This is a genomic window from Escherichia sp. 94.0001, assembly GCF_013369155.2.
Lineage (GTDB): Bacteria > Pseudomonadota > Gammaproteobacteria > Enterobacterales > Enterobacteriaceae > Escherichia > Escherichia coli_F.
The window spans coordinates 12,683-28,009 of the sequence record NZ_JABWMS020000060.1; the positions used below are offsets into that span (position 1 = coordinate 12,683).

Consider the following 15,327-nt stretch of genomic DNA (forward strand, 5'->3'; position numbering starts at 1 on the left):
CTGTCACGGTGGTCATGATGAGCAAACAACTCACCGCGCAAGCACCTGTTGATCCCATCGTTTTGGGAAAAATGGGTTCGTCTTACGGTATTCGTGGGTGGCTCAGAGTGTTTTCTTCCACCGAAGACGCCGAAAGCATTTTTGACTATCAGCCCTGGTTTATCCAGAAGGCGGGTCAGTGGCAGCAAGTCCAGCTGGAAAGCTGGAAGCACCACAATCAGGACATGATCATCAAGCTGAAAGGCGTTGACGATCGTGATGCGGCGAACCTGCTGACGAATTGTGAAATTGTCGTGGATTCATCGCAGTTGCCTCAGCTTGAAGAGGGTGACTACTACTGGAAAGACCTGATGGGCTGCCAGGTAGTAACCACTGAAGGCTACGATCTCGGTAAAGTCGTCGATATGATGGAAACCGGATCTAATGACGTTCTCGTCATTAAGGCAAACCTGAAAGATGCGTTTGGTATCAAGGAACGTCTCGTACCGTTCCTCGATGGGCAGGTTATCAAGAAAGTCGATCTCACTACTCGTTCAATCGAAGTAGATTGGGATCCTGGTTTTTAAACCACCGGATAAACGGTAAAAGACGGCGCTATGTGGATTGGCATAATTAGCCTGTTTCCTGAAATGTTCCGCGCAATTACCGATTACGGGGTAACTGGCCGGGCAGTTAAAAATGGCCTGCTGAGCATCCAGAGCTGGAGTCCTCGTGACTTCACGCATGACCGGCACCGTACCGTGGACGATCGTCCTTACGGCGGCGGACCGGGGATGTTAATGATGGTGCAACCTTTACGGGACGCCATTCATGCAGCAAAAGCCGCGGCGGGTGAAGGCGCAAAGGTGATTTATCTGTCACCGCAGGGGCGCAAGCTTGATCAAGCAGGCGTCAGCGAACTGGCAACGAATCAAAAATTGATTCTGGTGTGCGGTCGCTACGAAGGTATAGATGAGCGCGTGATCCAAACCGAAATTGACGAAGAATGGTCAATCGGCGATTACGTTCTCAGTGGTGGTGAGTTACCAGCAATGACGCTGATTGACTCTGTTTCCCGGTTTATTCCGGGAGTACTGGGACATGAAGCTTCGGCAACGGAAGACTCCTTTGCTGAAGGATTGCTGGATTGCCCGCACTATACGCGGCCTGAGGTGTTAGAAGGGATGGAGGTTCCGTCAGTGTTACTGTCGGGCAACCATGCTGAGATACGTCGCTGGCGTTTGAAACAGTCGCTGGGCCGTACCTGGCTTAGAAGACCTGAACTTCTGGAAAACCTGGCTCTGACTGAAGAGCAAGCAAGGTTGCTGGCGGAGTTCAAAACGGAACACGCACAACAGCAACATAAACATGATGGGATGGCGTAAGCCCCCGAGATATCAGTTTACCCAGGATAAGAGATTAAATTATGAGCAACATTATTAAGCAACTTGAACAAGAGCAGATGAAGCAGGACGTACCTTCCTTCCGTCCGGGCGATACCGTGGAAGTGAAAGTATGGGTTGTTGAAGGTTCCAAAAAACGTCTGCAGGCATTCGAGGGCGTGGTTATCGCTATTCGTAACCGCGGTCTGCACTCTGCATTCACTGTTCGTAAAATTTCCAACGGCGAAGGCGTTGAGCGTGTCTTCCAGACTCACTCTCCGGTAGTTGACAGCATTTCTGTCAAACGTCGTGGTGCTGTTCGTAAAGCTAAACTGTACTACCTGCGTGAGCGTACTGGTAAGGCTGCTCGTATCAAAGAGCGTCTTAACTAAGATTTCGCTTAAGCGACATCCTGTTAAGAAGGGCTGGCCAATTGGCTGGCCCTTTTTTTATCTGTTTGCTCGTGTTTTAAGGTGTAGTAATCACCACTGCGACGCGGCGGTTCTCGGCTCTGCCCTGAGCGGTCTTGTTACTGGCTATGGGATATTTTTTTCCTAAACCCTGTGTGGTGAGGTTGCTGCGCGGAATTTGTCCACCTATAGCCCATGCATCGGCCACAACATTCGCCCGTTTCAATGATAAGGCTTCGTTGTAACTGTCTTCACCATAGTTGTCGGTGTGTCCATCCATACGGGCATGCGTTAGCCCTGTCGAGGCCAATTTGGCTGCCATGGTTTGGATCTGTTGCTGGCTTTCCGGGAGCAATTTGTAGTCATTTTTTGCGAACAGAATGGCATCTGATAATCCCAGCGACCAGTCGCCGGCGGATTCAGTAAATCCATAAGATTGCATAGCGGCGACTTGCTCAGGAGTAAACTTCCCCTGAGGGGACTGGCAGCCAGTCAGTACTAGCGAGGTGAAAATCAGGGGGGCTACCAGGTGCTTTATCATATCGATATATCCTTGTTATCTCACCAGCTTTTCGGCACGCTGGTGTTTGGCCTGATACATATTGTGATCGGCCAGCTCTTGTAATTTTTCCGCAGAGGCATGCTCAATGGTCATCGCGTAACCAATGCTTAATGTCATTGTGGTCTGATGACCATTATGAAGATCAAACGGGCGATTAAAGATTTGTGTCAGTGCTGAGCAAATCCGCTGTACTTCGGATTCCGACTGTACACCAAAGAGGACCATCGCAAATTCATCGCCGCCTATGCGGTATGCTTTATGTTGCAGCCCGCCAAATTCAGCTAACCGTTTTGCTACCTCAATCAAGACACGATCGCCCGTCGCATGACCCCAGGTATCATTGATATATTTGAAATTATCGCCATCAAGAAATAGTAACGCCGACGTTTTTCGGGCGTCGGAACTGCTCATCAACGTGTTGATGCCGCTACGAAACGCAGCCCGGTTCGCCAGCCCGGTTAATGGGTCATGTAGCGCGGTACGTAGCAGCTGCGCATTTTTAGCCTGTAAGCGAAGCTGCCACTCTTCCATTTCATCCAGCAGACTGTTGAAGTCGAGAGCGAAGCGGTGAAACTCAGCGATACGTTCTTCCGAAACTCGTCGGGAAAAATTGCGGTTGGAACGCACATCATGTACGACATCGGTGATATTTTTCAGCGCTTCCACCAGGCCATTGTGCAAATGGCGGGTGAGGGTAATTGCGATGCCTGATGCCAGCAGAATACAACCGGTCAGGACAGCGAGCGAAAACCAGATAAAATGGCTGATTGAACTGTCGCGAGCGGTTAAGCGTACTTCGCCAATGGTTTCACCATTGTGACGAATCGGCTGAGTGATGGGGGCAGGGAAGAGCCAGTGGCTTATGAAATTGCTGAAAGTATCGCCTGGATCCTTACGGGTGTTATGCCAGGATGCCAGAATATTTTGCTGCTTATCACGCACTTCTGCAGTTGAAAATTGCCCTTGCTTCCCCAGCGCTGCCAGTGTTTGAGTTGCTGCAGGGCCATCGGCAAAAACGACCGCTGCTTCCAGACTGTAAGTCATTGTTGCTGCTGTCAGTGCCAGGTTTTTTTGCGCGTACTGTTTCAGGGTCAGCACCGAGGTCACGGAAAGCAGCAACCAGATCAGCATCATAGTGATAAATATGCTGGTCATACTGATGTTGCGTAATGCTCTTTTAAACGTGGGGCGCTTATTAAGAGAATTATCGTTATCCATCATTTTTCTTCCGTGCGAGCATTAAGACATCCGGGTTGACCTTTACACCGCTACGCGATAAGGCATCCAGGTTTACGGCAAATCTGACGTCATTATTGTGGATGATCAGACAAAAGGCGCTACCAATAATGCAATCGGTATTTTGTTCGGCAATTAATAATAACGCCTTTGACGGATATTGTTCGGTTAATTCCATCTGGAATGTCGGTGACTCCTTGCCAAAATAAAAACCATTGCAGCCTGAAATCATCGCCTCTTGTTGAGTGTGAATGATGACAGGCAAATAAGGCAAAGATGTCGCGGCATTCTCTTGTAGGGCGGTACTAAAACGTGAAGATGAAAAGATACATAACTTTGGTAGGCCTGATAGCGCAGGCCAGCGAGTGTAACTGACAATACCGGAAACCATCGTACGCACGTTTTTCGCAACGTCTGAAGGTTCCTGAGCGAGTATTGGTGCTCCCGTCAGGAGGAGAATCAGCAGTAAGAACAGACGATGAGAAAAACGCATTCAGGGATCCTCACCATCTTCGCTTGCAATGCATCGATAATTTTTCAGAATGCTCATTAAAATATCATTTTTTTATGCAGTCGTCATCAGAGTGGGAAATAAAAAATAATAAGTAAAATCTCATGTTTAATTTATTGTTGGGGAGGTTAATTAATTTAATCGTATTGTGCTGGCATTCTCATCAGCCCCTTTTTGCCATACTTCATGCAGTTGGCTGGCATTTTCAACATTGTTGCAGCTGGCAGGAAAGCTTTTACCGGAAAGTCCTCGGGCATAAGTAAAATCGGTCTGGCAAGTTTTCTTTTGTCCTTCGGCATATCCTTTAAGGTATAGACCGCGATCCGCCTGTGAATCGCTAAATGCATCGTCATCTTTTATGGCGTTGCCCGATATCGCATCTTCCATACCAACATCATACCAGTCGGTGCTGGTCAAGGTTGGCGCGTGAGTATAAGGATCAATCTGACATCCGCTAACCAGTAAAGCCAACAAGGGGGCGATAAACTTTTTCATCATTTCTTTCTCCTTTTTCAAAGCATAGCGGATTGTTTTCAAAGGAGGTGTAAATTTATTTATACATAAACAAGGGTTAAAAGCGCGAATAAATTGCCTGTGTAAAGAAAAATGTACGAAATATGGATTGAAAACTTTACTTTATGTGTTATCGTTACGTCATCCTCGCTGAGGATCAACTATCGCAAACGAGCATAAACAGGATCGCCATCATGCAAAAAGACGCGCTGAATAACGTACATATTACCGACGAACAAGTTTTAATGACTCCGGAACAACTGAAGGCCGCTTTTCCATTAAGCCTGCAACAGGAAGCCCAGATTGCTGACTCGCGTAAAACCATTTCAGATATTATCGCCGGGCGCGATCCTCGTCTGTTGGTAGTATGTGGTCCTTGTTCCATTCATGATCCGGAAACTGCTCTGGAATATGCTCGTCGATTTAAAGCCCTTGCCGCAGAGGTCAGCGATAGCCTCTATCTGGTAATGCGCGTCTATTTTGAAAAACCCCGTACCACTGTCGGCTGGAAAGGGTTAATTAACGATCCCCATATGGATGGCTCTTTTGATGTAGAAGCCGGGCTGCAGATCGCGCGTAAATTGCTGCTTGAGCTGGTGAATATGGGACTGCCACTGGCGACGGAAGCGTTAGATCCAAATAGCCCGCAATACCTGGGCGATCTGTTTAGCTGGTCAGCAATTGGTGCTCGTACAACGGAATCGCAAACACACCGTGAAATGGCCTCCGGGCTTTCCATGCCGGTTGGTTTTAAAAACGGCACCGACGGCAGCCTTGCAACGGCTATTAACGCTATGCGCGCCGCCGCCCAGCCGCACCGTTTTGTTGGCATTAACCAGGCAGGGCAGGTTGCGTTGCTACAAACTCAGGGGAATCCGGACGGGCATGTGATCCTGCGCGGTGGTAAAGCGCCAAACTATAGCCCTGCGGATGTTGCGCAATGTGAAAAAGAGATGGAACAGGCGGGACTGCGCCCGTCTCTGATGGTAGATTGCAGCCACGGTAATTCCAATAAAGATTATCGCCGTCAGCCTGCGGTGGCAGAATCCGTGGTTGCTCAAATCAAAGATGGCAATCGCTCAATTATTGGTCTGATGATCGAAAGTAATATCCACGAGGGCAATCAGTCTTCCGAGCAACCGCGCAGTGAAATGAAATACGGTGTATCCGTAACCGATGCCTGCATTAGTTGGGAAATGACCGATGCCTTGCTGCGTGAAATTCATCAGGATCTGAACGGGCAGCTGACGGCTCGCGTGGCTTAAGAGGTTTATTATGGTTGCTGAATTGACCGCATTACGCGATCAAATTGATGAAGTCGATAAAGCGCTACTGAATTTATTAGCGAAGCGTCTGGAACTGGTTGCTGAAGTTGGCGAGGTGAAAAGCCGCTTTGGACTGCCTATTTATGTTCCGGAGCGCGAGGCATCTATGCTGGCCTCGCGGCGTGCAGAGGCGGAAGCTCTGGGTGTACCGCCAGATCTGATTGAGGATGTTTTGCGTCGGGTGATGCGTGAATCTTACTCCAGTGAAAACGACAAAGGATTTAAAACGCTTTGTCCGTCTCTGCGTCCGGTGGTTATCGTCGGTGGTGGCGGTCAGATGGGACGTCTGTTCGAGAAGATGCTGACGCTCTCGGGTTATCAGGTGCGGATTCTGGAGCAACATGACTGGGATCGAGCGGCTGATATTGTTGCCGATGCCGGAATGGTGATTGTTAGTGTGCCCATCCACGTTACTGAGCAAGTTATCGGCAAATTACCGCCTTTACCGAAAGATTGTATTCTGGTTGATCTGGCATCAGTGAAAAATGGACCATTACAGGCCATGCTGGCGGCGCACGATGGCCCGGTGCTGGGGTTACACCCGATGTTCGGCCCGGACAGCGGTAGCCTGGCAAAGCAAGTTGTGGTCTGGTGTGATGGACGTAAGCCGGAAGCATACCAATGGTTTCTGGAGCAAATTCAGGTCTGGGGCGCTCGGCTGCATCGTATTAGCGCTGTCGAGCACGATCAGAATATGGCGTTTATTCAGGCACTGCGCCACTTTGCTACTTTTGCTTATGGGCTGCACCTGGCAGAAGAAAATGTTCAGCTTGAGCAACTTCTGGCGCTTTCTTCGCCGATTTACCGCCTTGAGCTGGCGATGGTTGGGCGACTGTTTGCCCAGGATCCGCAACTGTATGCCGACATTATTATGTCGTCAGAGCGTAATCTGGCGTTAATCAAACGTTACTATAAGCGTTTCGGCGAGGCGATTGAGTTGCTGGAGCAGGGCGATAAGCAGGCGTTTATTGACAGTTTCCGCAAGGTGGAGCACTGGTTCGGCGATTATGCACAGCGTTTTCAGAGTGAAAGCCGCGTGTTATTGCGTCAGGTGAATGACAGTCGCCAGTAATAATCCAGTGCCGGGTGGCGTGTTTCACCCGGCACGATTTCATTATGCCGGATCGACTGGTACCACATTCTCGCTTGGGTAACAGCCCAGGACTTTCATCGAGCGAGTGATTTCACCTAGCTCTTTCAACGCCTGTTGCATTTCCGCTGATTCCAGATTGGCCTGAATATCCAGATAAAACATCTCTTCCCACGGGTTTCCGTGAATCGGGCGTGATTCCAGACGGGTCATAATCAGATTGTGGTTGCGCAGTACCAGCAACGCTTCAACCAGCGCACCAGCTTGTTGTCCGGTCGCCATTAACAACGTCGTTTTCGCCGGAACCTGGTCAGAAACGTTAATGGCTTTACGTGCCAACACCACAAATCGGGTGAAGTTTTGTCGCTGATTCGCTTCAATATGCTCCAGTACCTGCAAACCGTACAAAGTGCCGCCAGCTTCGCTTCCCAACGCAGCAACATGCGGTGATTTTGCCTGTGCAACCTTTTCCATTGCCGCAGACGTACTTTCGGTATATTCAATCTCCCAGTGCGGATAACGATTAAGGAATTTGCTGCATTGCTGGAATGGCTGCGGATGGCTGTAGACCGTATTAATGGTGGATAAATCAGTAGTGCCGGAGACCAACAAACAATGATCGATAGTTAACGTCATCTCGCCAACAATCGACAAACTGGTATGTTGCAGCAGATCGTAAACGTCGTTTATGGCACCGGAGCTGGTATTTTCAATCGGTACGACGGCATAGTCGGCCTGGCCGGTTTCCACCTGATTAAAAATATCGGCAAATTTGGCGCAGCCACTTTCAATGAATTGCTCAAAGTGACGCGCAGCGTACTGACGAGCGGCAAGATGTGAATAGGAGCCTTTGGGGCCGAGAAAAGCGATGCGTGCTGAGTGCGGATTAATTTTATTGAGATGTTGCTGGAGCAGTGCCTGCTGAGTTAATACGGAATCTTCAATGATGAGCTGGAACAGGCGAGTAATGTAATGGGCGTCCAGATGGTGCGCTTTACCGAGCGTAATTAATCTTTCCAGCAAATCGCGTTCGCGATCAATATCACGTACCGGGCGATGAGAGAGCAGTTTGGCTTTTCCCACCTCGACGGCCAGTTCGCGCCGCTCTGCCAGTAATGCTAATAATTTTTCATCCAGCGCGCTGATTTTCTCTCGCAGCGCCAGTAACGGGTTTTCCGATGTCATAGTGTTGCCTTTTTGTTATCAATAAAAAAGGCCCCCCGGTTTGGGAGGCCTTATTGTTCGTCTTTGCATTCTGTTTCACACGACGAAACGCCTCCCATTCAGGGGAAGGTAAAAAAGAATGCGAAGAAAAACGGCGTGTGTTTCATGTTTGTTTCCTTAGGTGACTTCAGTACAGTACCCGTACTGTTTTCTCGCTGTCAACAAAAAACGCGCCCGAAGGCGCGTTGGCGATACACTCAATATAAAGGACTACTCTTCTTCAACTTCTTCGACGAAGTTGGCGTCTTTCACCGATGTTGCGGCACGACGTGCTTCGCCTTTGTGCTGCAGTTTATTGAGCTGCCGTTCCAGCTTGTTGATCAATTCGTTAATTGCGGTGTACATATCTTCATGTTTACCACTGGCAACCAGAACGCCGTTAGGAGTATTGATTGTGGCGTCAGCAACAAAACCTTGTGGCTCTTTGGACAGAATGATATGTGGATTAATCAGATGTGTTTGCCATTTTTCCAGTTTGGCGAGACGGTCTGCGACATGTTGGCGGATGGCCGGAGTAATTTCCATTTGTTTGCTGGTAATGTTCATTGTCATAAATTTTACCTCTTGTCTTCCCGTCTTGGTGAATTCAGCATACCGTTCCTGATGTCAAAATGTGTGATGGAAATCTCATAATTTTGTCACTTTTTGTCAACGAATCTTTTTTGTGAGAAATCGCAGGAAGAGGTGTTTTTTTACTTGAGGAATATCTCAAAGCGAGCCATATTTGATGAGATCGATAGTGACTAAATCGCTTCAGTTTCACAACTAACAGAATAAAAAAACGGCAGCTCAAGGCTGTAATGCCAGTCAGTTAAGCAACTGACTGGCTCTTTTCGGGGCTGTGGGGTATTTCCAGGGCCTCTCCTTTACCACTCTCGGGAAGGCCCTTTCCCTTCTTGTCGGTAATTTCACAAGTTGTCCCATACTTGCAAGATCGCGCATCAGCTCCGGTATACGTCCCGGTGAAGCGCATGGCGTCCGTCATCGACGTCAGCAGATGGCTGGTCAGTTCCATCTGGCAGACCATTTTGACCTGCGGGTAGAGCGCCGGGTTCTCGGCATGTGTCTGGCGGGGGAAGGCTGCATCGTTCTCTGGTGTATCCGGTGTGCGCCAGAACACACCATCGATGGCCAGCAGGGTCAGGCCGCACCAGTGCGGATGCGGCGTGGCGTTATGCCAGAGCTGCGCTGTTTTCGTGAACACGCGTCGGACAGCCTCACTTCCCAGGCGCTGGCGGGCCTGAATAACGGCACTGGGGGCAACGAAGGGGCGATTGCCCGGCAGCATGATGTCCAGGCGATTCACAATCTGGTGAAGAGGTTCTTTACGCTCAAGCGCCATGCCAACAATACACCAGACCATCATTTCGAGGGGAAGACGGCGCTTGCGTAGCGTTACAGTACCTGATTCGGCAAGGCAACGAGAGATGAGTTCGGGGTCGAGGTAATCCCCCAGAGAAGTCAGTGGGTTACGCAGAGAATCGTAACGGGATACCAAATCAAGGGCCTGTCCAATGAGCATAAAAAAAATCCGGAAACGAGTGAGCGTTTCCGGATTCTTACACAGCCACTGGATCGGTCAACTGATCCTTAACTGATCGGCATTACAGCTCAAGGCTGCCGTTTTGTGTTTCAGGTTTCTGTTATGTATTGCTGCTGTTTGCGGCGATGATTTTCGCTACTTTTTCAGCTTGCGCATTCATTTGCATCTGACGGTATGCATTTTCCATCAGCGGCAGCGCATCACGCGTAGCCTGGGTATCCGGGTAGTCGCGCAACATGCCTTCTACGCGGTTAACGACGGCAACCCATGCGCCACGTTCTGTATAGTACTCGGCAACGGAGTATTCATATTTCGCCAGACGATCTTTCAGGAATACCAGACGTTTGGTGGCATCGGTGGTGTACTGACTGTTCGGATAGCCGCGCACCAGTTTGGAAAAGTCACTAAACGCAGCTCGTGCATGTTGAGGATCGCGATCGCTACGATCGACGCCAAAGAACCCTTGCAGTGCACTGTCATCGAGCGCCATATTGGTCAGGCCACGCATATACATGACATAATCGATATTCGGATGGGTCGGGTTAAGGCGAATAAAACGATCGATGGCAGCCTGTGCTAACGGCAAATCGGCGTTTTTATAGTAGGCGTAGATGAGATCCAGCTGCACCTGCTGCGAATACGGACCAAACGGATAGCGATTATCTAACGCTTCCAGTTGCGTTATTGCCTGTCTCCAGTTACCGTCCTGCAGCTTTTGTTGTGCAGTCGCGTAAATTTCATTTGGCGGATTATCAGGTACTTCTTCCTTTGACCCCGAGCAACCCGCCAAAAACAGGCTTAGTGTGGCGGCTGCCACCAGATATTTCATGCGCGTCATGACGTTTTGACTTTCCTCAAAATGTAATACGGGAGATTCTCTGTTCCTGCTCCCGGTTAAGACCAGCTACAATAGCACACTATATTAAACGGCAAAGCCGTAAAACCCCAACGATAAACGAAGAAGCAGTATATATGGCACAACGAGTACAGCTCACTGCAACGGTGTCCGAAAACCAACTCGGTCAACGCTTAGATCAGGCTTTGGCCGAAATGTTCCCGGATTATTCACGTTCGCGAATAAAAGAATGGATCCTCGACCAGCGCGTGCTGGTTAACGGCAAAGTTTGCGATAAGCCGAAAGAAAAAGTATTGGGTGGCGAGCAGGTGGCCATCAACGCTGAGATTGAAGAAGAAGCGCGTTTTGAACCGCAGGATATCCCGCTGGATATCGTCTATGAAGATGAAGATATCATCGTCATTAATAAACCACGCGACCTGGTGGTACATCCTGGCGCGGGTAACCCGGATGGCACGGTACTGAATGCGTTGCTTCATTATTATCCGCCCATTGCCGATGTACCGCGTGCGGGCATCGTCCATCGTCTGGATAAAGACACCACCGGCCTGATGGTTGTGGCAAAAACCGTTCCGGCTCAGACGCGTTTAGTCGAATCTTTGCAACGGCGTGAAATTACTCGTGAGTATGAAGCGGTGGCAATTGGTCATATGACCGCTGGCGGTACAGTAGATGAACCAATCAGCCGCCACCCGACCAAACGTACTCACATGGCGGTGCATCCGATGGGTAAACCGGCGGTCACTCACTATCGCATCATGGAACACTTCCGTGTGCACACGCGTCTGCGGTTGCGTCTGGAAACCGGACGTACGCACCAGATCCGCGTGCATATGGCCCATATCACTCATCCGCTGGTGGGCGATCCGGTTTATGGCGGCCGTCCGCGTCCGCCAAAAGGTGCTTCGGAAGCGTTTATCTCCACGCTGCGTAAGTTTGACCGCCAGGCGCTTCATGCAACCATGCTGCGTCTTTATCACCCGATCTCCGGCATCGAAATGGAATGGCATGCGCCTATTCCACAAGATATGGTGGAGCTGATTGAGGTGATGCGCGCCGATTTCGAAGAGCATAAGGATGAAGTGGACTGGTTATGAGTAAGCTGATTGTCCCGCAGTGGCCGCTGCCAAAAGGTGTTGCGGCCTGTAGCTCTACCCGTATCGGCGGCGTGAGCTTGCCGCCGTATGACTCGCTCAACCTCGGTGCCCATTGTGGCGATAACCCGGATCACGTCGAGGAAAATCGTAAGCGACTTTTTGCTGCGGGCAATTTGCCTTCAAAACCGGTCTGGCTTGAGCAGGTACACGGCAAAGATGTGCTTAAGCTTACTGGCGAACCTTATGCCTCAAAACGAGCGGATGCCTCTTATAGCAATACGCCCGGCACGGTTTGCGCCGTGATGACGGCTGACTGCCTCCCTGTGCTGTTTTGCAATCGAGCGGGAACGGAAGTCGCCGCCGCTCATGCTGGCTGGCGTGGACTGTGCGCAGGCGTGCTGGAAGAGACGGTTTCCTGTTTTGCTGATAATCCCGAAAACATTCTCGCCTGGTTAGGGCCGGCAATTGGTCCACGCGCGTTTGAAGTGGGAGCGGAGGTTCGCGAGGCGTTTATGGCAGTAGACGCCAAAGCGAGTGCAGCTTTCATTCAGCATGGAGATAAATATCTGGCGGATATTTATCAGCTTGCCCGGCAGCGTCTGGCGAACGTTGGTGTTGAGCAAATTTTCGGCGGCGACCGTTGTACATATACGGAAAATGAGACATTCTTCTCTTATCGTCGCGACAAGACCACCGGTCGTATGGCAAGTTTCATTTGGCTGATATAACCTAAAGAATCAAGACGATCCGGTACGCGTGATTTTCTTTTCACATTAATCTGGTCAATAACCTTGAATAATTGAGGGATGACCTCATTTAATCTCCAGTAGCAACTTTGATCCGTTATGGGAGGAGTTATGCGTCTGGATCGTCTTACTAATAAATTCCAGCTTGCTCTTGCCGATGCCCAATCACTTGCACTCGGGCACGACAACCAATTCATCGAACCACTTCATTTAATGAGCGCCCTGCTGAATCAGGAAGGGGGTTCGGTTAGTCCTTTATTAACATCCGCCGGCATCAATGCTGGTCAGTTGCGCACAGATATCAATCAGGCATTAAATCGTTTACCGCAGGTTGAAGGCACTGGTGGCGATGTCCAGCCCTCACAGGATCTGGTGCGCGTTCTTAATCTTTGCGACAAGCTGGCGCAAAAACGTGGTGATAATTTTATCTCGTCAGAACTGTTCGTTCTGGCTGCACTTGAGTCTCGCGGCACGCTGGCCGACATCCTGAAAGCAGCAGGGGCGACCACCGCCAACATTACTCAAGCGATTGAACAAATGCGTGGAGGTGAAAGCGTGAACGATCAAGGAGCTGAAGACCAACGTCAGGCTTTGAAAAAATACACTATCGACCTCACCGAACGAGCCGAACAAGGCAAACTCGATCCGGTGATTGGCCGTGATGAAGAAATTCGCCGTACCATTCAGGTACTGCAACGTCGTACTAAAAATAACCCGGTGCTGATTGGTGAACCAGGCGTTGGTAAAACAGCCATCGTTGAAGGTCTGGCTCAGCGTATTATCAATGGCGAGGTACCGGAAGGGCTGAAAGGCCGCCGCGTACTGGCGCTGGATATGGGCGCGCTGGTGGCCGGGGCGAAATATCGCGGTGAGTTTGAAGAACGTTTAAAAGGCGTGCTTAACGATCTCGCCAAACAGGAAGGCAACGTCATCCTGTTTATCGACGAATTACATACCATGGTCGGTGCGGGTAAAGCCGATGGCGCAATGGACGCCGGCAACATGCTGAAACCGGCGCTGGCGCGTGGTGAATTGCACTGCGTAGGTGCCACGACACTGGACGAATATCGCCAGTACATCGAAAAAGATGCTGCGCTGGAACGTCGTTTCCAGAAAGTGTTTGTTGCCGAGCCTTCTGTTGAAGACACCATTGCTATTCTGCGTGGCCTGAAAGAACGTTACGAACTGCACCACCATGTGCAAATTACTGACCCGGCAATTGTTGCAGCTGCGACGTTGTCTCATCGCTACATTGCTGACCGTCAGCTGCCGGATAAAGCCATCGACCTGATCGATGAAGCAGCATCCAGCATTCGTATGCAGATTGACTCAAAACCGGAAGAACTCGACCGACTCGATCGTCGTATCATCCAGCTCAAACTGGAACAACAGGCGCTAATGAAAGAGTCTGATGAAGCCAGTAAAAAACGCCTGGATATGCTCAACGAAGAACTGAGCGACAAAGAACGTCAGTACTCCGAGTTAGAAGAAGAGTGGAAAGCTGAGAAAGCGTCGCTTTCTGGTACGCAGACCATTAAAGCGGAACTGGAACAGGCGAAAATCGCCATTGAACAGGCTCGCCGTGTGGGTGATCTGGCGCGGATGTCTGAACTGCAATACGGCAAAATTCCAGAACTGGAAAAGCAACTGGAAGCCGCAACGCAGCTCGAAGGCAAAACTATGCGTCTCTTGCGTAATAAAGTGACCGACGCCGAAATTGCTGAAGTGCTGGCGCGTTGGACGGGGATTCCGGTTTCTCGCATGATGGAAAGCGAGCGCGAAAAACTGCTGCGTATGGAGCAAGAGCTGCACCATCGCGTTATTGGTCAGAACGAAGCGGTTGATGCGGTATCTAACGCTATTCGTCGTAGCCGTGCGGGGCTTGCTGACCCGAATCGCCCGATTGGTTCATTCCTGTTCCTCGGCCCAACGGGTGTGGGGAAAACTGAGCTTTGTAAGGCGCTGGCGAACTTTATGTTTGATAGCGACGAGGCGATGGTCCGTATCGATATGTCCGAGTTTATGGAGAAACACTCGGTGTCTCGTCTGGTTGGTGCGCCTCCGGGATATGTCGGTTATGAAGAAGGTGGCTACCTGACCGAAGCGGTGCGTCGTCGTCCGTATTCCGTCATCCTGCTGGATGAAGTGGAAAAAGCGCATCCGGATGTCTTCAACATTCTGTTGCAGGTACTGGATGATGGGCGTCTGACTGACGGGCAGGGGAGAACGGTCGACTTCCGTAATACGGTTGTCATTATGACCTCTAACCTCGGTTCCGATTTGATTCAGGAACGCTTCGGTGAACTGGATTATGCGCACATGAAAGAGCTGGTACTCGGTGTGGTAAGCCATAACTTCCGTCCGGAATTCATTAACCGTATCGATGAAGTGGTGGTCTTCCATCCGCTGGGTGAACAGCACATTGCGTCGATTGCGCAGATTCAGTTGAAACGTCTGTACAAACGTCTGGAAGAACGTGGTTATGAAATCCACATTTCTGACGAGGCGCTGAAACTGCTGAGCGAGAACGGTTACGATCCGGTCTATGGTGCACGTCCTCTGAAACGTGCTATCCAGCAGCAGATCGAAAACCCGCTGGCACAGCAAATACTGTCTGGTGAATTGGTTCCGGGTAAAGTTATTCGCCTGGAAGTTAATGAAGACAGGATTGTCGCCGTTCAGTAATGATAAAACGAGTCCTTCGGGGCTCGTTTTTGTCTATAAATTAGACGGAAAAGACTATATTCAAGATGTTTTGCCTGAAAAATGAGCGAACGATAAAGTTTTTATATTTTTCGCTTGTCAGGCCGGAATAACTCCCTATAATGCGCCACCACTGACACGGAACAACGG

The 15,327-nt window shown here is 50.0% G+C and carries 16 protein-coding genes, 1 pseudogene and 1 other annotated feature; of the genes and pseudogenes, 8 read left to right on the forward strand and 9 right to left on the reverse strand.

Annotated features, from left to right (window positions below; translation table 11 throughout):
- Window positions 1-17 precede the first annotated feature (17 nt).
- The 3 genes from rimM to rplS are packed head-to-tail and all read left to right on the forward strand — an operon-like array spanning window position 18 to window position 1,753.
- Window positions 18-566, forward strand: a complete 549-nt coding sequence (rimM, locus tag HEN33_RS19755; RefSeq protein ID WP_000043335.1) for a ribosome maturation factor RimM — start codon at window positions 18-20, stop codon at window positions 564-566.
- Window positions 567-596: 30 nt separating this feature from the next.
- The gene (gene trmD, locus HEN33_RS19760; RefSeq protein ID WP_000264781.1) at window positions 597-1,364 is read left to right on the forward strand and encodes a tRNA (guanosine(37)-N1)-methyltransferase TrmD; all 768 of its coding nucleotides are present in this window, start codon (window positions 597-599) and stop codon (window positions 1,362-1,364) included.
- Window positions 1,365-1,405: 41 nt separating this feature from the next.
- The gene (gene rplS, locus HEN33_RS19765) at window positions 1,406-1,753 is read left to right on the forward strand and encodes a 50S ribosomal protein L19 (protein ID WP_000065253.1); all 348 of its coding nucleotides are present in this window, start codon (window positions 1,406-1,408) and stop codon (window positions 1,751-1,753) included.
- Between the two features lie 76 nt (window positions 1,754-1,829).
- On the opposite strand, the gene HEN33_RS19770 is transcribed toward rplS, so the two are convergent.
- The 4 genes from HEN33_RS19770 to HEN33_RS19785 form a co-directional block, all read right to left on the reverse strand.
- Complete coding sequence (locus HEN33_RS19770) at window positions 1,830-2,312, reverse strand: OmpA family protein (RefSeq protein ID WP_039021299.1); 483 nt, start codon at window positions 2,310-2,312, stop codon at window positions 1,830-1,832.
- 15 nt (window positions 2,313-2,327) lie between these two features.
- Entirely contained in the window at window positions 2,328-3,554 is a 1,227-nt protein-coding gene (dgcN, locus tag HEN33_RS19775; protein WP_176263218.1) for a diguanylate cyclase DgcN, read from the reverse strand.
- The gene (locus HEN33_RS19780; protein WP_176263217.1) at window positions 3,544-4,062 is read right to left on the reverse strand and encodes a YfiR family protein; all 519 of its coding nucleotides are present in this window, start codon (window positions 4,060-4,062) and stop codon (window positions 3,544-3,546) included. The genes dgcN and HEN33_RS19780 overlap by 11 nt, the downstream gene beginning before the upstream one ends.
- A gap of 150 nt (window positions 4,063-4,212) precedes the next feature.
- A complete protein-coding gene (locus HEN33_RS19785; RefSeq protein ID WP_001353010.1) occupies window positions 4,213-4,578 on the reverse strand; it encodes a DUF2799 domain-containing protein in 366 nt (121 codons plus the stop codon).
- Window positions 4,579-4,787: 209 nt separating this feature from the next.
- On the opposite strand from HEN33_RS19785, the gene aroF reads away from it, so the two are divergent.
- A complete protein-coding gene (gene aroF / locus HEN33_RS19790) occupies window positions 4,788-5,858 on the forward strand; it encodes a 3-deoxy-7-phosphoheptulonate synthase AroF (protein ID WP_001168045.1) in 1,071 nt (356 codons plus the stop codon).
- Window positions 5,859-5,868: 10 nt separating this feature from the next.
- A complete protein-coding gene (tyrA, locus tag HEN33_RS19795; protein ID WP_176263216.1) occupies window positions 5,869-6,990 on the forward strand; it encodes a bifunctional chorismate mutase/prephenate dehydrogenase in 1,122 nt (373 codons plus the stop codon).
- A gap of 42 nt (window positions 6,991-7,032) precedes the next feature.
- Here the strand turns inward: tyrA and pheA are convergent, their stop codons facing one another.
- The 5 genes and pseudogenes from pheA to bamD all read right to left on the reverse strand — a co-directional run bounded on the left by pheA (window position 7,033) and on the right by bamD (window position 10,613).
- Window positions 7,033-8,193, reverse strand: a complete 1,161-nt coding sequence (gene pheA, locus HEN33_RS19800; RefSeq protein ID WP_176263215.1) for a bifunctional chorismate mutase/prephenate dehydratase — start codon at window positions 8,191-8,193, stop codon at window positions 7,033-7,035.
- A gap of 21 nt (window positions 8,194-8,214) precedes the next feature.
- Window positions 8,215-8,340, reverse strand: a sequence feature (Phe leader region).
- Window positions 8,292-8,339 (reverse strand): pheA operon leader peptide PheL, encoded by a 48-nt coding sequence (gene pheL / locus HEN33_RS19805; protein WP_001386991.1) that lies wholly within the window; start codon window positions 8,337-8,339, stop codon window positions 8,292-8,294. (Overlaps the previous feature by 48 nt.)
- Window positions 8,341-8,442: 102 nt before the next feature.
- Window positions 8,443-8,784: a ribosome-associated translation inhibitor RaiA gene (gene raiA, locus HEN33_RS19810; RefSeq protein WP_000178456.1), complete on the reverse strand. Its 342-nt coding sequence runs from the start codon at window positions 8,782-8,784 to the stop codon at window positions 8,443-8,445.
- A 255-nt stretch (window positions 8,785-9,039) separates the two neighbouring features.
- Window positions 9,040-9,754 (reverse strand): annotated as a pseudogene (locus HEN33_RS19815) (IS4 family transposase).
- 121 nt (window positions 9,755-9,875) lie between these two features.
- On the reverse strand, window positions 9,876-10,613 hold the full coding sequence (gene bamD, locus HEN33_RS19820; RefSeq protein ID WP_000197686.1) for an outer membrane protein assembly factor BamD: 738 nt from the start codon (window positions 10,611-10,613) through the stop codon (window positions 9,876-9,878).
- Window positions 10,614-10,747: 134 nt separating this feature from the next.
- Between bamD and rluD the strand changes: the two genes are divergently transcribed.
- From rluD to clpB, 3 genes are all read left to right on the forward strand, one after another.
- Complete coding sequence (rluD, locus tag HEN33_RS19825) at window positions 10,748-11,728, forward strand: 23S rRNA pseudouridine(1911/1915/1917) synthase RluD (protein ID WP_000079112.1); 981 nt, start codon at window positions 10,748-10,750, stop codon at window positions 11,726-11,728.
- Entirely contained in the window at window positions 11,725-12,456 is a 732-nt protein-coding gene (gene yfiH / locus HEN33_RS19830) for a purine nucleoside phosphorylase YfiH (RefSeq protein ID WP_000040132.1), read from the forward strand. The genes rluD and yfiH overlap by 4 nt, the downstream gene beginning before the upstream one ends.
- A gap of 129 nt (window positions 12,457-12,585) precedes the next feature.
- Window positions 12,586-15,159, forward strand: a complete 2,574-nt coding sequence (gene clpB, locus HEN33_RS19835) for an ATP-dependent chaperone ClpB (protein WP_001235102.1) — start codon at window positions 12,586-12,588, stop codon at window positions 15,157-15,159.
- Window positions 15,160-15,327 lie beyond the last annotated feature (168 nt).